This window comes from Corallococcus macrosporus, from assembly GCF_017302985.1.
Taxonomy (GTDB): Bacteria; Myxococcota; Myxococcia; order Myxococcales; family Myxococcaceae; genus Corallococcus; species Corallococcus macrosporus_A.
Map to the genome: position 1 here is coordinate 2,267,439 of NZ_JAFIMU010000007.1, position 18,822 is coordinate 2,286,260.

14 protein-coding genes are annotated in these 18,822 nt (G+C 71.6%); 9 read left to right on the plus strand and 5 right to left on the minus strand.

Annotation, left to right across the window (positions count from 1 at the left end):
* The first annotated feature begins 14 nt into the window (after positions 1-14).
* Positions 15-776: an ABC transporter permease gene (locus JYK02_RS21660; protein WP_207053685.1), complete on the plus strand. Its 762-nt coding sequence runs from the start codon at positions 15-17 to the stop codon at positions 774-776.
* Positions 777-844: 68 nt separating this feature from the next.
* The gene (locus tag JYK02_RS21665; RefSeq protein ID WP_207053686.1) at positions 845-1,861 is read left to right on the plus strand and encodes an ABC transporter substrate-binding protein; all 1,017 of its coding nucleotides are present in this window, start codon (positions 845-847) and stop codon (positions 1,859-1,861) included.
* Here the strand turns inward: JYK02_RS21665 and JYK02_RS21670 are convergent.
* Complete coding sequence (locus JYK02_RS21670; protein ID WP_207053687.1) at positions 1,858-2,286, minus strand: hypothetical protein; 429 nt, start codon at positions 2,284-2,286, stop codon at positions 1,858-1,860. The genes JYK02_RS21665 and JYK02_RS21670 overlap by 4 nt on opposite strands.
* A 204-nt stretch (positions 2,287-2,490) precedes the next feature.
* Here JYK02_RS21670 and JYK02_RS21675 point away from each other — a divergent pair, with 204 nt between their 5' ends.
* On the plus strand, positions 2,491-3,480 hold the full coding sequence (locus JYK02_RS21675) for an NYN domain-containing protein (protein ID WP_207053688.1): 990 nt from the start codon (positions 2,491-2,493) through the stop codon (positions 3,478-3,480).
* Between the two features lie 21 nt (positions 3,481-3,501).
* On the opposite strand, the gene JYK02_RS21680 is transcribed toward JYK02_RS21675, so the two are convergent.
* Positions 3,502-5,547, minus strand: coding sequence for a PilZ domain-containing protein (locus JYK02_RS21680; protein ID WP_207053689.1), 2,046 nt, complete (start codon positions 5,545-5,547; stop codon positions 3,502-3,504).
* 421 nt (positions 5,548-5,968) lie between these two features.
* On the opposite strand from JYK02_RS21680, the gene JYK02_RS21685 reads away from it, so the two are divergent.
* Both JYK02_RS21685 and JYK02_RS21690 read left to right on the plus strand, forming a co-directional pair.
* Positions 5,969-6,457, plus strand: coding sequence for a YkgJ family cysteine cluster protein (locus JYK02_RS21685; protein WP_207053690.1), 489 nt, complete (start codon positions 5,969-5,971; stop codon positions 6,455-6,457).
* Positions 6,458-6,528: 71 nt separating this feature from the next.
* On the plus strand, positions 6,529-7,278 hold the full coding sequence (locus tag JYK02_RS21690) for a hypothetical protein (RefSeq protein ID WP_347402545.1): 750 nt from the start codon (positions 6,529-6,531) through the stop codon (positions 7,276-7,278).
* A gap of 48 nt (positions 7,279-7,326) precedes the next feature.
* Here the strand turns inward: JYK02_RS21690 and JYK02_RS21695 are convergent, their stop codons facing one another.
* Positions 7,327-9,225, minus strand: coding sequence for a ribonuclease R family protein (locus tag JYK02_RS21695; RefSeq protein ID WP_207053692.1), 1,899 nt, complete (start codon positions 9,223-9,225; stop codon positions 7,327-7,329).
* 215 nt (positions 9,226-9,440) lie between these two features.
* On the opposite strand from JYK02_RS21695, the gene JYK02_RS21700 reads away from it, so the two are divergent.
* Together JYK02_RS21700 and JYK02_RS21705 are read left to right on the plus strand one after the other, a co-directional pair.
* Positions 9,441-12,335: a serine/threonine-protein kinase gene (locus JYK02_RS21700; protein ID WP_207053694.1), complete on the plus strand. Its 2,895-nt coding sequence runs from the start codon at positions 9,441-9,443 to the stop codon at positions 12,333-12,335.
* Positions 12,336-12,456: 121 nt separating this feature from the next.
* Positions 12,457-13,179 carry a head GIN domain-containing protein gene (locus JYK02_RS21705; RefSeq protein WP_207053696.1) on the plus strand — a complete coding sequence of 241 codons (723 nt, stop codon included), beginning with the start codon at positions 12,457-12,459 and terminating at the stop codon, positions 13,177-13,179.
* Positions 13,180-13,611: 432 nt separating this feature from the next.
* Here JYK02_RS21705 and JYK02_RS21710 read toward each other — a convergent pair whose 3' ends face one another.
* Positions 13,612-14,631 (minus strand): aldo/keto reductase, encoded by a 1,020-nt coding sequence (locus JYK02_RS21710; RefSeq protein WP_207053697.1) that lies wholly within the window; start codon positions 14,629-14,631, stop codon positions 13,612-13,614.
* A gap of 78 nt (positions 14,632-14,709) precedes the next feature.
* On the opposite strand from JYK02_RS21710, the gene JYK02_RS21715 reads away from it, so the two are divergent.
* Positions 14,710-15,411 carry a DUF429 domain-containing protein gene (locus tag JYK02_RS21715; protein WP_207053698.1) on the plus strand — a complete coding sequence of 234 codons (702 nt, stop codon included), beginning with the start codon at positions 14,710-14,712 and terminating at the stop codon, positions 15,409-15,411.
* Between the two features lie 70 nt (positions 15,412-15,481).
* Entirely contained in the window at positions 15,482-16,423 is a 942-nt protein-coding gene (locus JYK02_RS21720) for a hypothetical protein (RefSeq protein ID WP_207053699.1), read from the plus strand.
* Positions 16,424-16,439: 16 nt separating this feature from the next.
* On the opposite strand, the gene JYK02_RS21725 is transcribed toward JYK02_RS21720, so the two are convergent.
* Complete coding sequence (locus JYK02_RS21725) at positions 16,440-18,668, minus strand: tenascin-X (RefSeq protein ID WP_207053700.1); 2,229 nt, start codon at positions 18,666-18,668, stop codon at positions 16,440-16,442.
* Positions 18,669-18,822: the final 154 nt, after the last annotated feature.

Here is an 18,822-nt window from a genome sequence, read left to right on the forward strand (position 1 = left end):
CGAGGGACACCGCCATGCTGAAGTGGGCGCAGAAGCTGGGGATGATCGCGCTGCTCTTCGCCGTCTGGGAGGTGCTGTCGCGCTCGGGCGTGTGGAACAAGCACCTGTTCCCCGGGCCGCTGGAGGTGGTGAAGACGCTCCTCGCCATGGCCCGCGACGGACAGCTCGGCGGCGCCACGCTGCGCTCGCTGGGCCGGCTGACGCACGCCTACGTCATGTCGGTGGCCATCGGCGTCCCGCTGGGGCTCTGCATCGCGCGGCTGGCCTTCTTCCGCAACGCGGTGAAGCCGGTGGTGATGGGGCTGCAGGCCCTGCCCTCCATCTGCTGGCTGCCGCTGGCCCTGCTGTGGTTCGGCCTCAACGACGGCGCCATCCTCTTCGTGGTGGTGATGGGCAGCGTGCTGGGCATCTCCATCGCCACCGAGGACGCGGTCAACGGCCTGGATCCGCAGCTGGCGCGCGTGGCCAGCACCCTGGGCGTGCGGGGCCTGCGCTTCTACTTCGGCGTGCTGTTGCCCGGCGCGCTGCCCGGCATCGTCACGGGGCTCAAGCTGGGGTGGAGCTTCGCGTGGCGCGCGCTGCTCGCGGGCGAGCTGCTCTTCGTCTCCGGCGGCCTGGGCCAATTGCTCACCATGGGCCGCGAGCTGATGGACGTGTCGCAGGTGATGGCGGTGATGCTGGCCATCATCCTCATTGGCATCACGGTGGACCGCGTCCTCTTCCAGACGGTGGAGGCGCGCCTGCGGCGCCGCTGGGGACTGACGGCGTCCGTGTGAGCCCCAAGACGCTTCCGCACTCACGGGCATTGAAAAGGGGCGGGGAATCTCCATTAGCGTGACGCACCATGTCTTCCGCGCGTCCGCTGTCCCTGCTGCTCGGCCTCTGCGTCCTCCTGTCCGGCGTCGCCTCCTGCAAGAAGGACACGCCCTCCGGCGCCAACGCGCCCCTGCGCGTGGCCTTCTTCCCCAACATCACGCACGCGCAGGCGCTGGTGGCGAACTCGGAGGGGCTCTTCGGGTCGCAGCCCGGCATGGGCCACGTGGAGGTGCGGCAGTTCAACGCGGGCCCCGCCGCCATGGAGGCGCTGGTGTCGGGCTCCGTGGACGTGGCCTACGTGGGCCCGGGCCCCGCCATCAACACGTACCTCAAGGCCGGCAAGGAGCTGCGCATCATCGCGGGCGCGGTGAACGGCGGCGCGGTGCTGGTGGTGAAGAACGTGAAGACGGCCGCGGAGCTCAAGGGCAAGAAGCTGGCGACGCCGCAACTGGGCAACACGCAGGACATCGCGCTGCGCACCTGGCTCAAGGCCCAGAAGCTGAGCCTGGCCACCGACGCGGGCGGCGACGTGCAGGTGATTCCCATCAGCAACCCGGACATCCTGGCCCAGTACCTCCAGGGCGCCATCGAGGGCGCGTGGGTGCCCGAGCCCTGGGGCGCGCGCATGCTCGCCGAAGGGGGCGGTCACATCCTGGTGGACGAGCGCGACCTCTGGCCGGACAAGCGCTTCCCCACCACGGTGGTGGTGACGACGAAGAAGGTGCTGGAGACGCAGCGCCCGCGCATCGCGGCGCTCCTGCGCACGCACGTGCAGCTCACGGAGCGGTGGCGCGCGGACCCCGCGGCCTTCGCCACGTCGGTCAACGCCGCCTTCGGTCAGCTCACGCGCAAGCCCCTGCCCGCGCCCGTGCTCCAGGACGCGTTCTCCCGCCTGGAGCCGGGGTTGGATCCGGTGCCCGCCGCGCTGAAGGGCTCCGCCGAGCACGCGAAGTCGCTGGGGTTCATCCCCAGCGACGACATCGCGGGGCTCGTGGACCTCAGCGTCCTGGACGAGGTGCGCGGCGGTGGGGCGAAGCCGAACTAGCGCTCGGCGCTGAGGGACAGGGCCACGTTGTCCGTCTTCCCCTCCACCTGGTAGAGGGCCAGGACCTCCTGCCCCTTCTGGGGCTGCTGGTGGATGCGCAGGGCGCTCAGGTCCAGGGGGATGACCGGCCCGGACACGTCCTGCACGTACAGCGTCATCCCGCTGCGCTTCACCACCGGCCCGCTGACCTGGCGCATCCGGTCCGGGTCCGGGGTGAGCTGTCGCACCGTCTGGTTCGGGGAGATGAGGTCCGGGGACGTGGTGGGCACGGTGCTCACCACGTTCGACGGGCTGGTGCTCGCGCGCTCGGCGAGCTGTGACTGGTAGGCGGGGCTCGTGTCCTCGCCCCTGCCAATCTGCGGCTCACGCGCGAGCGAAGGGCCCGCGCACAACAAGAGACCGAGCGTCGGCGCGGCCCACGCCATCGCTCGCCATCGTCTGGGGAATCCGTGCATCATCGTTATACCTCCGTGTCACGGGGGCGCTGCCCCCGGGCCCACACCGCAAACGTAGGGTGGGCAGCACTGAATGTTCAGGGCGGAACACGGACCGTGCGCGCGGCAGCGTCCCCACAGTAGGGTGGAGCGCACGCGAGCCAAGGACCGCTCGCACACGAATACGAGGCACCTTTGGCTGGACGTACCGACGAGCAGCACCGCATCGCACTCTTCATCGACTTCGAGAACCTGGTCACCAACACGGGCATCAGCGCGAACAACTTCGACCTGCAGCCCGCGCTGGACCAGCTCCTGGAGCAGGGCAAGGTCGTCTTCCGCCGCGCCTACTGCAACTGGTCGCGCTTCGAGGACGCGAAGCAGCGCCTGCACGACGTGGGCGTGGAGCTGGTGGACGTGCCCCCCTCCACCCGCGCCGGCAAGAACAGCGCGGACATGCGCCTGGTCATCGACGCGCTGGAGCTGTGCTACGCGCGCGAGCAGATCGACACCTTCGTCATCGCCTCTGGCGACAGCGACTTCTGCCCGCTGGCGTACAAGCTGCGTGAGAACGGCCGCACCGTGATTGGCCTGGCCGTGCGCGAGGCCAGCTCCCAGATGTTCGTGCGGGCGTGCGACCAGTTCATCTACATGAAGCCCAAGCACCGGGGCGAGTCCTCCCACAAGGACAAGGACAAGGACCACGGCGGCCGGGGCTCCAAGTCCGACGAGGGCAAGGGCGGCAAGCGGGGCGGGAAGGGCCACGACAAGGGCCACGAGGGCAAGGGCTCCAAGGAGGGCGCCGAGTCCAAGGGCGGCAAGGGCAAGGCGGAGGTGCCCGCCGTCGCGCGCGAGGTGGTGCAGAGCCTGCTGCGCCGGGCCACGGGCCCGCTCAACCCGTCGCTCGTCAAGGAGACCATCGTCCGCAAGGAGCCGGACTTCGACGAGCGCGACCACGGCTTCTCCACCTTCGCGCGGCTGCTCGAAGCGCTGGAGCAGGAGGGGCTGCTGCGCCGCATCCAGCAGGGGCGCCAGGGCTACATCGTGGGTCCGGACTCGGACTTCGGCGCCCCGGCGCACGAGGGCAAGGGCGGCAAGGGGCGCCACGGCAAGGCGCCCGCCCCGGTGGAGGAGGAGGAAGAGGAGCTGGAGTCCTATCCGGACCCGGACGACGAGGGGCTGTAGGCCCCCCGCCCCTCGAGTCCACTACGCCGCGCGCGGCGTGGTGGACTCGCAGAGGTGCTCCAGGAACTCCGGCAGCAGGCGGGCGGACATCACCCACAGCTTGCCGTCGCCCAGGTCCGCCAGGGACACGCGCTCCGCGTACTCCACGCAGGTGGCCTCCACGTAGTGGACGAACACCTTGCGGTCGCGCGCGCGGTACCACTCCGCCGCCTGGCCCAGCAGCGCCACGAACGCGTCCTGCACCTCCGGCTTCGCGTCGTCCTCCAGCGGCACCAGGCGCACGCCGTCCAGGACGTTGAAGAGGTTGAGGCCCGGCTGCGCGGACTCGAACACCGCGAAGGCCACGGCGCGGCCTTCATGGCGGGCCACCACCAGCTCGCGCTCGCGGGACAGGCCCGCGTCACCCCAGCCGGTGCGCGTGGTCTCCAGGTCGAAGCGCGCGGGCACCAGGTCCAGCGCTTCTCGATAAGCCTCCGGGTGGGTGCTGGCCACGCGGGCGAAGAAGCTGTCGCGCTCCTCCGCGGTCGCCGAGCCCAGGGTGATGTTGGCGGGCTTCGTCCAGACGCTGTCCACCTCGCCCTCCATCAGGCGGAAGGGCACGAGGCACGTCTGGCCGGTGTCCGCGTACCAGGTGGCGAAGTCGAACTTCGTGTAGCGCACCCAGCGCACGTTCGCCTCGCAGTAGGCGAAGAACCACTTCACCTCCGGGTCCGCCTGCGTGGGCTCGTAGCCGCGCAGGTAGATGTCGCGCAGGGCCTCGCGCGCGGTGGAGCGGCTGCCCGGAGGCTGGTGCCGCGCCAGCTGGTGCGCCATCCAGCTGCCCGCGTACGGCTTGAGCACGGACAGCGTGGCCTCCATGCTGCCGTCCTCCGCGGGGCGCGCCACGCGGTAGCCCAGGAGCGGCGCCTCCTGGAGCTTGTCCTGCGTGCGGGAGAACTGGTCGCGCAGGCTGGTGAACTTCTCCGGCTCCTTGCCCGGGAGGCGGAAGTAGCCGGAGCGCTCGAAGAGCTTCCAGGTGGCGTCGTTCCAGTCGCCCTCCACCTTGGTGGACGGATGGGCCTGGGCCTCCACCAGCGCGCGCCACGCGCGGGCCTCCTGCGCGTCCAGGGGCCGCACGCTCACGCCGCAGCGGCGGCCGTGGGGCGTGCTGGAGATGTTGCGCACCTCCGCGCGCAGGCGCACCGGCGCGTGGCCATCCAGGGACACCTGCATCACCGGCAGGCGCAGGCCCGGGTACATCAGGTCCTCGCCCGGCTGCGTGAGGAAGGACAGGCCTTCGTAGGAGACATCCAGCAGGCCGCGGTGCACGTGCACCTGGGGCCAGAGCGGATGGTCGAACTCCAGCGTGCAGGACGCGCTGGCCTGCGTGCGGCGCAGCCACCGGTGGCGGAAGCGCACCAGCGACGTGGGCACCGGAATCACCAGCAGGCCGCCCTCCATGCGCGCCGCGTCCATCTGGAAGTGCACCACGCTGGAGTAGCCGAACGCCTCCAGGGTGAAGGGGCCCACGGGCAGCGCGCCGTGCAGGTTCCAGGCGAACGCGTCCTGGAGCGGCTCGAAGAAGGCGCAGGTGACCTCCGCCACCGCCTGGCCGTCGCGCGAGCGCAGCACGCCGCGGGCCTGCCGGGACGCGAGCGCTTCACAGATGCGCGTGACGCGCTCCGAGCGGTCGATCTGCTCGCGCCACACGGGCCGCGTCTCCGGCGTGAGCAGCTGGCCGTTGTCACGCAGCGACTCCAGCAGCCCCACGATGCGGCGGCCCGCGTCCAGCGGCGGCGCGACGAAGCGCAGGCTCACCTCCGGGCGCATGGCGTTGACGCCAATCACTTCCGCGTCCAGCGCGGTGGCCCAGCGCTCACCCTGCCCCACCACCACGGACGCGGCCTGCCCCTTGCGCGGCACCGCGCGCGACTCCAGGTGCAGCGTGAGGTGCTCCAGCGACAGCTGCACCAGACGCCCGGAAGAGAAGTCCGCGCCAAACGAGGCCGCCGCGCTGAGCTCCGTCCCCACCCGGTATCCGAGGAGGGCTTCGCGGCCGGCCGGCGCGTCGTGAGTGTCCGTGTGCATGGGGGCTCCCTGATGTCCTACGGGGCATGAATCTACGACGTCCGAAGAAACCGTGTTGTCCCCAAGTTGCTGGCGACCCGGGGAACTCGGATTCCCACAGAGTGGAGATCATTCACCCCTTCTGCACTCAGACCTTCGGGCCGTGCCCCTGGCCACGGGCTGGACTGTTTCGCATTGGCTTCTCACGCTCAGAGAATTTCCACCACGGACAGGAGCATGGCCTTTTGAGACAGGTGCAGACCTGTCCCTCCCCTCGGGTCGGGCGCAACCCATGAAATCCAGGTGACTCTGACACATGGAACAGGGGGGATTGTCGCATGTCGGCTGGTGAGACATGGCTCGCCTTGGGGGACGGAGGTCTGGGGTTACACACACGTCGGGGATGACTCGCTCCCCCGCGGGGGGTTATCCCGCACGCGCCATGTCCTCCGCCCTGTCCACCCTCTGCCTCCACTGCGGGATGTGCTGTGACGGCACCCTCTTCACCCAGGTGCCGCTCACGCCCGCCGAGGCGGAGGCCCTGCGCCAGCGCGGCCTGCCACTGGCGGTGAAGGAGGACGGCGCACAGGTGCTGCCCCAGCGCTGCGCCGCGCTGAACGGGCTGTGTTGCACCGTCTATGAGGAGCGCCCGGAGGCCTGCCGCCGCTACCGCTGCCAGCTGTTCACCGCGCTGGCGGAGGGGGAGGTGTCCCTGGAGGAGGCAAAGGGCGTGGTGGACGCCGCGCACGCCAAGGTGGACACGGTGGTGGACGCCGTGGGTTCCGCTGGGGACGGAAGGGGCGCCGTGATGCGCCAGGCGCGGCTGGCCGCGGCCTCGCTGGAGCTGTCCTCCGGGGCGCGCGAGGCCCTGGCGCACGCGGAGGTGTACCTGGACCGTCACTTCCGGGGGCGCTTCCGCCGCTCGGGGTGAAAGCGTGTGTCCGGGCGCCTGACGGGCGGCTAGCGTGGGCGGGGTCCCTCCTCCACCGAGGTCCTTCTTCCGTGAAGACATCCCTGCTGGCCGTGCTGTCCTCCGCCGTGCTGCTCACCGGTGTGCCCGCCGTTGCCCAGAAGAACGATGAGCCCGTGACGTCCGCGCAGGTGGACCTGGACGGGGACGGCAAGCCGGAGGCGGTGTCGCTCACGGCGGAGGGCGGCGGGTTCACGCTGAAGGCGGGCGCGGCCACGGCACAGGGCAACGCGTCCGGCGGTGAGGTGCGCGGCTTCACGGTGGTGGACCTGGCCACGGGCGACAAGTGGAAGGAGCTGGTCGTGCAGTCCCCGGGCATCACGGACGAGGACCACCACGTCCTCGTCTATGGCTACGACGGCAAGGCGTTGAAGCTGCTGGGGGACGTGCACGCGCTGTCGGAGGCGACGGGCAACGGCATCGTCCTGGTCGATACGTGGATGAACTTCTGGCAGAAGCGCGACAAATACACGCTGGACCGCAAGGCGTGGAAGCTGGTGCACGTGCCGCAGGAGCTGTACGCGGTGGGCGTGGACGCCACGTCACCGGGCCTGGAGGCCACGGTGACGAAGCCCTTCCAGTTGAAGCAGGACCGCTCGGGGCACGGGGCCACGGTGGCCGTGACGGCGCAGGGCTCCAAGGTGCGGGTGCTGGCCGCGAGCGTCCCCGCGAAGGCGACGGCGGAGCTCTGGTACCTGGTGAAGTCCTCCACCGGGCTCCTGGGCTGGGTGCTCGGCAAGACGCTGGTGATGTCCACGGAAGGCCTGCCGCGGGCGGGGTGAGTCACCTTCATCACCCCTTCCGGATGTCTGTGTTTCAGCGCGCGGCCGCTACTCCACCAGGGAGAACTCCACGCGTCCCAGTTGCTCATCCGTGGAGACGACCTTCACGGTGATGGGCATGCCCACGGTGAAGGTCCGCGTCTTGCCCACCATGGACAGCTCGCGCGCGTCCGGACGGTAGGGGCCGCCCGCGAGTCCTTCCGCCGGCACCATGCCCTCCACCCACATGCCATCCAGTTGCGCGACCAGGCCGAAGGGCTTCACGCGCACGACGCGCGCGGGGAACTGCTGGCCGATGCGGGTGGACATGAAGCGCGCCTCCAGCTCGTGGTGGCGGTCCACCTCCGCGCGGTTGGCCGAGCGGGCGCGCACGTTGATGTGCTGGGAGAGCTTTTCGATCTCCGGATCCTGGTGCACGAAGTCGCGCCGGCCGTGGAGGTACGCCTTGATGAGCCGGTGCACCGCGAGGTCCGCGTACCGGCGGATGGGCGACGTGAAATGCAGGTACAGCGGCGCGGCCAGGCCGAAGTGCGGGCCCGGCATCACGGTGTAGCGGGACGGGCCCAGCGAGCGGCGCAGCACGGAGCGCAGCGCGGCCTCCGCCTTCGCGCCGGCGATCTGCCGGTCGAACGCGGCCAGCGCCAGCGGGGTGAGCTGCGCGCCGAAGCCCGCCGCGAACCCCGAGTGCAGCGCGAACGCGTTCACGTCCGCCACGCGCTGCGGGTCCGGCTGCTCGTGCACGCGGTACACGGTGGGCACGCCGCGGGTCATCAGCCAGGTGGCGATGGCTTCATTGGCCGCGACCATGAAGCGCTCAATCATGTTGTGCGCGGAGGTGTCCTTCTCCCCGGCAAGGCCAGACACGGCGCCGGTGGCGGTGTCGAAGGTGAAGCGCGCCTCGTCGCGGGACATGGTCATGCCGCCTCGGGCCGCGCGGGACACGGCGAGCCGCGCGGAGGCCAGGCGGAACCAGGGCATGGCCTCGCGCACGGGCTCCATGGCGGGGGACACGGTGCCGTCGTTGAGGAACTCCGCGACCTCGTCGTAGTTCAGCCGCGCCCAGGAACGGATGAGGCTTTCATAGACATCCGCGGCGGTGACGCGGCCGTCGGGGTCGATGCGCAACTCCACGGTGAGGCAGTGGCGCTCCTCGTTGGGGACCAGGCTGAGCCAGTGCGCGGACAGCTCCTCCGGGAGCATGGGGAGCACGCGGCCGGCCAGGTAGACGCTGGTGGCGCGGGCGCGGGCCTCCAGGTCCAGCGGGGAGCCTTCCTTCACGGACTCGCCCACGTCCGCGATGGACACCAGCAGGCGCAGGGCGCCATCCGGGCCCGCGGGCAGCACGGAGATGGCGTCGTCGATGTCGCGGGTGGAGGGCGCGTCCACGGTGACGGTGGGGATGGAGCGCAGGTCGCGCCGGGCGCCGCCCAGGGCGTGGGGCGTCTCCTTCGCGCGGAGGGCCTCCTGGATGACCTCCGGGGGGAAGTCCCGGTGCAGGCCGTGGCGGGCGATGACACGCTCCAGGGAGCGGTCCGCGCCGGGCTCCAGCTTGTAGAGGAGGACGACCTTGCCGTCCGCGATGCGGGCGACGACGGCGTCGTTGTGCTGGACGGGGGTGGAGCCCGGGTCCAGGGGCCAGTCGGTGTTGGACACCTCCTTGTCGATGCGCAGGAAGAAGGCGCCCTTGCGCGACACGACCTCGCCATAGACGACGGTGCGGGTGCGCTCCACCAGCGACAGGCCGGACGCGGTCCACCGGCCCTCGCCGGACGCGGTCACGGTGGCGGAGACGACGTCGCCCGCGAAGAGGGGGTTCAGGTCCGGGGGCGTGATGAAGGCGGACAGCACCTCCGGGGTGCCGGGCTTCTGCACGGTGAGGAAGCCGAAGCCACGGGGATGCACGTCGACGCGGCCAGTGACGGTGCGCGGGGAGGCGGAGGTGTCCATGTCGGCGCCGTCGTAGCCCACGGCGGGGCGAACGTCTCTGTCCGTCCATTTCCAGGGCCGTCCCCCGGTGTCGGACAGTTCGTGCGCGACCCCTCGGGAAACCCTGTCCTCGCCTGGACGGAGGGGCCTGCTCGTAAACCCTGGCATCCGGCCAGAAACGGGGGTCCGGGCCTTTCGCGCAGGTGCCTGCACCGGTGTAGAGTCGGACCCCTTCAATGGCTGGGACGACGCTGACGCTCACTCCGGACGGGTTCCGCGGCCGGGTGTTGGGCAAGTACGAGGTGCTCTGCCGCCTGTCGACAGGCGGGATGGCGGAGATTTTCCTCGCGGCCCAGAAGGGCCTGGCCGGCTTCCGCAAGATGGTCGTGCTGAAGCAGATCCTCCCCGACATCCGCGGCGAGGAGGAGTTCGTCCGGATGTTCCTGGACGAGGCCAAGGTCACCGCCGCGTTCAACCACCCGCACATCGCCCACGTGTACGACCTGGACGTGGCGGACGGCGAGCTGTTCCTCGCCATGGAGTTCGTCCCGGGCGCCACCCTGGTGGAGGTGGCCCGCGCGTGCCGCTCCGCCCACGAGCCCATCCCCATGGGCCTCAGCCTCATGGCCGTGCGCGACACGGCCGTGGCCCTCAACTACGCGCACAGCTTCACCGACCCGCTGGGCCGGCCCTCGCCCGTCGTCCACCGCGACGTCGCCGAGAAGAACATCATGGTGACGTACGAGGGCGTCACCAAGCTGCTCGACTTCGGCATCGCCAAGAGCCTGGCGCGCGCGGGCCGCACGCAGGTGGGCATGGTGAAGGGCACCAGCGGCTACATGTCCCCGGAACAGATCATGGGCGACCCGCTGGACGCCCGCAGCGACCTGTTCAGCCTGGGCGTGGTGCTGCACGAGTGCCTCACCGGCATGCGGCTGTTCTACGCGAAGACCGCGGAAGCGATGATGAACGCGGTGCTCAGCGGGGACGTCACCCCGCCCTCGCGCGTGAACAAGGAGGTGCCGCCGGAGCTGGACGCCATCGTCCTCAAGGCGCTCGCGAAGCGGCGCGAGGACCGCTACGGCTCCACGCTGGAGTTCGCCCGCGCCATCGAGCGCGCCGTGGGCCCGCGCATCTGGCACCCCGAACAGAGCAGCGAGCTGATGCTGCGCCTGTTCGCCGAGCGCCGCGACCAGACCCGCCTGCTGCTCATGAGCGGGCAGTCCACCGGGGATGGCACCTCCAGCGAGACGCAGGTGGCGCAGGTGCTGGCCCGGGGCGCGGAAGTCCCGGAGCCGGTGACGATTCCACCCAACGGGGCGCTGCCGCAGATCTCCTCCACGCTGCCGCCTCGCGCGCCCGCGGCGCCTCCCAAGGCTCCCGCTCCGGCGAAGGCGGCGCCGGCCGCTCCGCTGGGCACGGGCCGCCGCAACACGACGGAGGAGCTGGCCATCCGCAAGCCGGCCCCAGCGCCGTCCTCGCGCCGGGTGTCGCCTCCGCCCGCGCCGCCGCCCACGGATGAGCTGTCCGCGCGGCCCGAGGACTCCGAACCGGGCGTGCGCACCCAGCCGGCCCTGCCGCCGGTGATGCTGGACTCGGCGCTGCGCATCACCGCGTCCCAGGTGACGACGTCCCCCGGTTACGTCGAGGGCGAGACCATCCTCACGCCGCTGTCGCGCGTGGGTGCCCCGCCTCCCGAGGAGCCGAAGGCGCGGCCGCCGGCCTTCGTGCCCCCGCCCGACGAGCCCCGGGCCCGGAGTGGACGCGAAGGGCGGGACGCGGCGAACGGGGCGCCGGAAGATTCCAGGCAGCGCTCCGCCAGGGACTCCGGGCGGGATGCGGAGCCCCGGACCGAGGAGCTGAAGCCAAGGGCTGCACGGGACGCGGAGGACTCGCGGCCCCGTCCGCCGCGTGAAGCCGTCAACGCGCCTCACGAGGACGCACGGCCCAAGCCGCCCCGCGAAGCCTTCAGCGCGACGGGTGAGGATGCACGTGCGCGCCCGGCTCGCAATGGCGCGAATGGATCCGCTGAGGACGCTCGTGCTCGTTCAGCTCGCGATGGTTCGACCAGCAGCGCGGAGGACTCGCGGCCCCGCCCGCCTCGCGGCTCCTCGAACAACGGCCCCGAGGACTCCCGCCCCCGGCCGTCACGGTCCTCCACGCAGGACAGCATCCGCGTCACCCAGCCGCACACCCCGCCGCAGGCCCTGCTGAACGACAACGAGACGGCCATCTCCCGCGTGCCGTCCCTGCCTCCCGAGGAGGCCCCGGAGAAGACGCCCGCGGTCCGAAGCCCGCCTTCCTCCCGCCGCAAGTCCTCGCCTCCCGCCCGCGCCACCCCCCCGGCTCGCGCCGCCGGCCGCCCCACCGAACCTCACGACTTCCTCTCCGAGGCCGAGGCCCCCGCTCCCCGCCGTCGAGGCGGACTCATCGCGGGCGGCATCGTGCTCCTCGCCGTCGCGGGCCTCGGCATCACCGTCGCCCTGGGACTCGACGGCGGCCGCGTGTCCTCGCTGTGGAGCTCCGCTCGCGCGCCGAAGCCGGACGCGAACTCCTCCACAACTTCTCCACCGCCTCCTCCCGCTGAACCCGAGGCCCGGAAGCCCGCCCCCACCGAACCCGCCGCGCCGGAACCCACCACCGCCGTGGCCCAGGCCGAGCCTCCCGCCGACGCCGCGCCCTCGGACCCGGCACCTGCCAGCGACGACCTCGTCGCCCCGCCCACCGACGATGCCTCCGCCGAGGCCCCGAAGACCAAGACGCGCACCCCCGTCCGCAAGGCCAAGCGCGACGCCAGCGACCCGGCCACCGCGCCGGCCCGCGCCAAGCCGCGCACCGCCGCCGCGCCCGCCGACGACACGGAAGCCGACCTCCCGGCTCCGCCCGACACCGCCACCGAAGCGGCCGCGCCCCAGGGCTTCCTCACCCTAGTCACCGAGCCCTCCGCCCGCGTGTCCCTGGGCGGCCGCTCCCTGGGCGAGACCCCCCTCACCAAGGTCGCCCTCCCCGTGGGCAGGCACACCCTGAAGCTCATGGATGGCACCGGCCGGCCCCTGAAGCTCCTCGTGGAGATCAAACCCGACGACACCACCTCCGTCCGGGTCCCCCTGGAGATGCTGGCCAATCCCTGAACCTGTCCGACTGTCGGACAGGTTCCGCCTCCCCAAGCGCAATCGACCTACGGCGTCCTCCGTACCCGAGGCATTCCGCGCGGACGTGTTCCCACGTCCGCGCGCTCGCCCGGAGCCGACCATGAAGGTTTCCTCGCTGTCGCTGATTGCCGCCTGCTGCTTCGCCACCACCGCCTGCACCGCCCACGCGGAGGACGCGGCCAGGCCGTCCCAGGGCTCCGGTGAGACGCGCCAGGTGGAGGACTTCCACGGCGTCTCCGTGGGCCACGGCATGCAGGCGGAGGTGAAGGTGGGCCCCAAGTCCGTCCGCCTGGAGGGCTCCGCGGAGAACCTCTCCCGCATCCAGCTGGAGGTGGAGGACGGCATCCTCACCACGCGCGTGGAGCGCCAGGGCTGGAGCAGGCTCAACGGCCGGGTGAAGATCATCGTGTCCTCGCCCCGCATCGACCACGTGGAGGTCAGCGGCGGCGGCCACATGGACGCGGACGTCACCGCGTCCGACGAGTTCGACGCCGAGGCCAGCGGCGGCGCGGTGCTCACCGTTCGCGGCGTGGACGCCAAGAAGGTGGAGGCCGAGGCCAGCGGCGGCGCTGAAATCACCATGACCGGCCGCGCGCGGGCGCTGGATGCCGAGGTCAGCGGCGGCTCGCAGCTGCACGCCCAGCAGCTCCAGGGCGTCACCACGCTGGACGTGGACGCCAGCGGCGGCGCCATCGTGGAGGCCAACGCCTCCGAGAGCGTCACCGGCGAGGCCTCCGGCGGCAGCGTCGTGCGCTTGGCGAAGCGGCCCCAGAACGCCGACCTGGACGTCAGCGGCGGCTCGCGCCTGGACACGTCGAACTAGCGCTCGCGCACCGGGAAGAGGTTACCCGGGCCCCGGGAGTGACCCGGGGCCCGGACAGGCCCCCCACGAAGCATCAGAGCCGCCGCACACCGGACCTCCAAGGTCATCCGGGCGACCGTGCTCCTTCCACGTGGATGCCGACCGCACAGGTGTGCTGCCGGACAGGCGCGTGGGCCCCATGGAACGCGCTCGAGTGACCGAACGCTTCGCAGTCCCCAAGATATTGGAAGTCCGTCCCAATCCCAAACACCGTCGGTGTCTTTCGCCATCGGACTCGCAGGGCATCCCGCGTCATGCCGTGCCTGCCATCCCGGACAGGCCGTGGGAGCAGGTGCACCGCGCTCACACGGTGCGTCGTTGGTACGCAGCAGGTCGGGTCCATCCAGCGATGATGGAAAAATCCGTACGAATGGGACTCCCTGGGTTACCCGCTCAGCGGGCCGGAGGGAAGCGGTCCGCGTTCTGACGCTCCACCATCCAGCCGGGGTACTCGGGGGGCAGCCGGGAGACGGCGTCCAGCTTCGCGAGCTGCTCGGGGCTGAGGCGCAGCTCGGACGCGGCCAGGTTGTCGTCCAACTGGGCCTGCGTCTTCGCGCCGAGGATGACGGTGGTGACGTGCGGCTGGTGCAGCAGCCAGGCAAGCGCCACGCGCGCCACGGTGGTGCCTGTCTCCTTCGCGACAGTGTCCATCACGTCGATGGCGTTGTACGCGCGCTCGCGGTCCACGGGCGGGAAGTCGAAGGTGGTGCGGCGGGCGCCCTCGGGGCCTTCCGCGCCGCGGCGGTACTTGCCGGACAGGAAGCCGCCCGCGAGCGGGCTCCACACCATCAGGCCCACCTGCTGGTCCTTCATCAGCGGCACCAGCTCGCGCTCCAGGTCACGGCCGGCGATGGAGTAGTACGCCTGGAGCGATTCGAAGCGGGACAGGCCGCGGTGGTCGCTCAGGCCCAGCGCCTTCATCAACTGCCACGCAGCCAGGTTGGACGCGCCCAGGTAGCGCACCTTGCCCTCGCGCACGAGGTCGTCCAGCGCGCGCAGCGTCTCCTCCAGCGGGGTGGCCGCGTCGTAGCCGTGGATCTGCAAGAGGTCGATGTGGTCCGTGCCCAGGCGCTTCAGGCTGGCGTGCACGGAGTCGAAGATGTGGTAGCGCGACAGGCCCACCTCGTTCTGGCCCGGGCCCATGCGGCCGCGCACCTTGGTGGCCAGCACCACCTGCGAGCGCTTCGCCGCCAACGCCTTGCCGAGCAGCGCTTCCGACTGCCCGTACGAATACACGTTCGCGGTGTCGAAGAAGTTGATGCCCGCGTCCAGGCACTTGCCCACCAGCGCGTCCGCCTCCGCCTGGCCCTGCTGCCCGATGTTCTTCCAGTAGCCCTCGCCACCGAAGGTCATGGCGCCGAAACACAGTTCAGAGACAAACAGGCCGGTGCGGCCCAGCGGACGGTAGTGCATGTGCGTGTCACCTTGGGTGGAAGTGAAGGCGGCCCCTCTTAACGTCCGGTGCGTGGCCCCGCAGCAGGAAGGCACGCGATGACGCACGCGCCCCGCTTCGTGGGCTGGGACCTGACGGACCCGTTCGCCCGAGCGCCCCGCCCCGTGGACGAAGCCATCGTGGACGCGGACGGCCGCGTGCGCTTCTCCCAGCGCGTCTGGCCCAGGGCGCCGGACCCGGAGGCGCTCGCGGAGGCCTTCGCCGTGGGACCCGGTGACGTGGTGGTGGTGGACGGACCGCAGGCGCTGGCGAACCCCGGCGCGAAGATGCGGGACGCGGAGCGCAAGTTGCGGGCTCCGGGCCGGACGCCGGACGTGCTGCCCCTGCCCGGCCCACCCTTCGCGGGCTTCGTGCGCGGCGGCGTGCTGCTGTTCGCCGCGCTGCGGGCCCATGCGCGATTGCCCATGCTGGACCTGGACACACCGGAGCTGTCCCGGGCCCGCCTCTTCGAGGCCTTCCCCGGTGCCACCTGGCGCGCGCTGGCTGTGGAGAAGTTGGGGGCAAAGGCCTCGCCCGAGGGACGCGCCCGGAGACAGGCCCTGCTGGAGGCCACCGGTCTGCGCTTCGAAAACGCGGGGACGTGCACGCACGACCAGTTGGACGCGGCGCTCTGCGCCTGGCTGGGCTGGTGCACGCGCGCCCGGCCCGGGGACGTCACCGCGGTGGGCCTGCCCCTCACGCAGGACGCTGCTGGAACATTGCGGGAGGGGCGCATCCTGGATGGGGTCCCTCGGCGGTAAACCACTATTGCCAATTTTACCGTTTAAGCTGTTTTAATCCCTCTCAACTCCAACCGGAGAGGGACGACACATGCGTGGAACATCGTGGAAGGCCGTGACGGTGGTGGTGGGGCTCGTGGGCGCGCCGGTGCTGGCGGAGGACGCGGCCGCCCATCTGCCGTACGGCGTGCCGGTGCCGGAGGGGCAGGAGCTGACGGCGGCGCCGGAGCCCTTCAATGAGACGGTGCACGGCCGGGCGCTTCCCAACACCCAGCCGCAGGCGAACGAGGTGCTGAAGGGCGCGGCGGCGCGGCTGCCGGAGCGCTCCAGCCGCCCGCGTCCGCGCGACCCCATCCCGGACATCTTCCCGGGCTCCGGGGACCGGGGCTTCTGGGTGAACCAGGGCCAGGGCATCTTCGCGGCCAACGACGCGCAGACGGACCTGGTCATCCCGGACAACGCCATCGGGACGACCATCTATGCGCCCACGCACATGCCGGCGGGCAACGTGTGCGTGGAGACGGTGACGGCGCACTGGCGCTACACCGGCATGGCGACGACGGCGCACGCGCACGGCTTCTGGGACCACTGCGGCTTCGACGGCGCCACGGGCTGGCAGACCTTCGAGGGCATGGATGCGACGTGGAAGGGCAAGTACGTGCGCATCTACGACGGCGAGGAGCGCTACTTCACGGAGGTCTACAAGGACGGCGGCGGCTGCGCGCACGGGCTGCTCTACAACTTCACGCAAGGCCTGTGGGAGGAGAAGCTGACGCCCATCTGCGGCAACTCCGGCTTCGCCACGGGCTGGACGATGTGGGAGTCGCACTACCTGATGGACGTGGCGCAGCGCTGCCCCGCGTTCCCGCGCGTGCGCGCCTCCGGCATCCAGGTCTACAACGCGGGCGCGTGGCCCGCGCTCACCACGGGCAACAGCAGCCAGTTGGGGCCCTACGGCCTGTGCTGGACCAACGGCACGTACAACTTCTCCGTCGCCGTGCCCAACAGCGACTGGACCGCGCTGACGCCGTGACGCGCGTCGCGGGCCTTCAGCGCCCGCGCACCGGGTCCTCGTGATGGTCGTGCCCTGGCCCGCCGAACGTTCCGGGCCAGGGTTCCTCCGCGGGCTTCAGGCCGGGGATGGGGAAGCGCCGGAAGCGCGCCTGGCTGGTCGCGTACGGGGGATCGCACTCGCCGCACGTCTCCGCGTCGTCCATCATCACCACGCTGTCCGGCCCCAGTTCCAGGAACTGCGCGGGCGTCGGCGAATCCGACACCGGGCACTGGAACACGTCGCTGCCGTCCTTCGCGCTCACCGCGAACAGCACCGTGCCCCGCGCATCCATGCCCGTGCCCAGCACCACCGTCTCCGGCGGCTGCCCGGGCCACGACGTCCAGCTGGCCAGCCGCACCTCCGGCGCCACCGGCCCCGGCCACCCCTGGAACCCATGCGTCCAGGAGCGCGCGAGCCCCGGCAGCGCGTAGCCCTCCAGCGTCCAGCCGCCCTCGGCGGTGTCCTGCGACGGCGAGGGAATCAGGTGCGCGGACGTCGCCAGCGCGCGGCCCAGCTTCCGGGGGAAGGTCTGCGAACCCACCGGCTGCCCGTCCTGCGTGCTCAGCGCCTGCGTGGAGCGTTCGTTGAGCAAGAGCCCGCTCACGATGGCCAGCTCCCCCGCGGCGAAGGCCTCCGTCTTGCGCCAGCGCGGCACCCCGTCCTGCGAGAACGCCATCAACAGCGTGGGCGCCCCCGGATACAGCGGCGCCCCGTCGTTCTGCGTGGGCCCGAACGCCAGGTACAGGTCGCCCGCCGCGTCGGACGCCACGCCGTACGGGTGCGGGTGGTTGCACTCGGAGAGCAGCGGATCCGCCAGCGCCTGCGCGGACACCATGCCGCCAAAGGCATCCAGCACCACCAGGAAGTAGCGCCGGCACAGCGTGTCGCGCGACGTGCCCGCGGGGTACGCCTCGAAGAGGGCCGCCAGCCGGTCCGGCTGCATCACCCCCAGCCGCGCCATGAACACCGTCGTCAGCCCCTGCGTGAAGTCCGGCCGCGCGGACGCCAGGTCGAACGTCCACCGGGGCGCGCCCGTCACCCGGTCCAAGAGCGACACCTGCCCGGAGTTCGGCAGGTCCATGCACAACAGCCGGTCGTTCCACAGCATGCACCGGCGCCCGGCCACGCTCGCGCGCACCGGCACCGGGCCCGCCGCGTCCAGCAGCGCCGGCACGAAGAAGCCCACCAGCGTCACATCCCCCGTGGGCCCCACCAAGAGGTCGTGCAGCGCCTCGCCGTTGGACTCCGCGTCGTAGGTCCAGTCCGGCACCACCGCCGTCGCGGCGGAGCGCTCGCACACGGAGCCCTTGCACCTGCCCGGCGCCTGGCACGGGCTGGACGGCGAGCACACGAAGTTGTCCGGCGGGTCGCGGCGCTGGCACGTCCCGTCCAGGCACACGTCCGCCACGTCACAGCCGCGCTCGGGGCCGCAGAACGTCCCGTCCTGCGCCTTCGCCAGCGTGCACCCCACCTTCGGGTCGCACGCGCCCACCTGGCACTTCCCGTCCCCCGGACACGGCGGCGCCGGCACCGACGTGCAGCCGTCCAGCGGGCTGCACACGTCCGTGGTGCACGCGTTGCCGTCGTCGCAGACGCGCTCCGTCCCCCGGCACCGCCCCGCCGCGCACGTGGCGCCCTGGATGCACGCGTTGCCCGGGTCGCACGCGGTGCCGTCCGGCAGCTCCGCCTCCACGCACGTCTCCGTCGCCACGTCGAAGGTGGAGGTGTGGCAGGCCACCGGCGTGGGGCAGTCCGGGAAGGGGTTCGCCTCCCCGCGCAGCTCCACCCGCACCTCCCCGCCCCCGGGCGCCCGGCCCACCAGCGTGGCCGTCAGCACCCCGGTCGCCTCCGGCCGGTAGGACAGCCGGACCGGCACCTCGCCCGGCGCCATCCGCGCGGGCAGCCCGTCCGCGGAGAAGGGCGGCGCCAGCGCCGTCCACTCCACGTCCAGCGTCGTGCGGCCCGCGTTCACCACGCGCAGCTCCATCACCCGCTCCACCCCGGGGTAGCTGGGCGGGAACGCCACGGCCTCCTGGGAGACCCGCAGGAGGCTCCGGGCGCCCGTGAGCGGGGGCTGGTCCCGGCAGGCGCCCACGAACGCCAGGAGGGCGGCCAGGGCCATTGCCAGGGCCCTGGGAGGCGGAAGGGCCACCCCCGGCCAGCCCGTTGGAGCCTTCGGAAGCCCCGTCAGGCCCCCACTGCCCACCGTCCGCGTGCGCGCCATCGTGCCTCCTGCCCTGCCTTTACACCCCTCCGCATCCCCGTGTCCCACGGCACCCCACCCCCCGGGGTTTCAGGATTGGGCACTTTCGTGCCTGAGTTTTTTTCAGCCCCAAGGGTTTCGAGGCCCTGCAACCCCCCGGAACGACAGGCCTGTC

Coding starts and splice junctions, on each gene's coding strand:
- JYK02_RS21660 (WP_207053685.1), top strand. CDS start 15: ATGCTGAAGTGGGCGCAGAAGCTGGGGATGATCGCGCTGCTCTTCGCC.
- JYK02_RS21725 (WP_207053700.1), bottom strand. CDS start 18,668: ATGGCGCGCACGCGGACGGTGGGCAGTGGGGGCCTGACGGGGCTTCCG.
- JYK02_RS21700 (WP_207053694.1), top strand. CDS start 9,441: ATGGCTGGGACGACGCTGACGCTCACTCCGGACGGGTTCCGCGGCCGG.
- JYK02_RS21705 (WP_207053696.1), top strand. CDS start 12,457: ATGAAGGTTTCCTCGCTGTCGCTGATTGCCGCCTGCTGCTTCGCCACC.
- JYK02_RS21720 (WP_207053699.1), top strand. CDS start 15,482: ATGCGTGGAACATCGTGGAAGGCCGTGACGGTGGTGGTGGGGCTCGTG.
- JYK02_RS21680 (WP_207053689.1), bottom strand. CDS start 5,547: ATGCACACGGACACTCACGACGCGCCGGCCGGCCGCGAAGCCCTCCTC.
- JYK02_RS21670 (WP_207053687.1), bottom strand. CDS start 2,286: ATGGCGTGGGCCGCGCCGACGCTCGGTCTCTTGTTGTGCGCGGGCCCT.
- JYK02_RS21665 (WP_207053686.1), top strand. CDS start 845: ATGTCTTCCGCGCGTCCGCTGTCCCTGCTGCTCGGCCTCTGCGTCCTC.
- JYK02_RS21710 (WP_207053697.1), bottom strand. CDS start 14,631: ATGCACTACCGTCCGCTGGGCCGCACCGGCCTGTTTGTCTCTGAACTG.
- JYK02_RS21715 (WP_207053698.1), top strand. CDS start 14,710: ATGACGCACGCGCCCCGCTTCGTGGGCTGGGACCTGACGGACCCGTTC.
- JYK02_RS21695 (WP_207053692.1), bottom strand. CDS start 9,225: ATGGACACCTCCGCCTCCCCGCGCACCGTCACTGGCCGCGTCGACGTG.
- JYK02_RS21685 (WP_207053690.1), top strand. CDS start 5,969: ATGTCCTCCGCCCTGTCCACCCTCTGCCTCCACTGCGGGATGTGCTGT.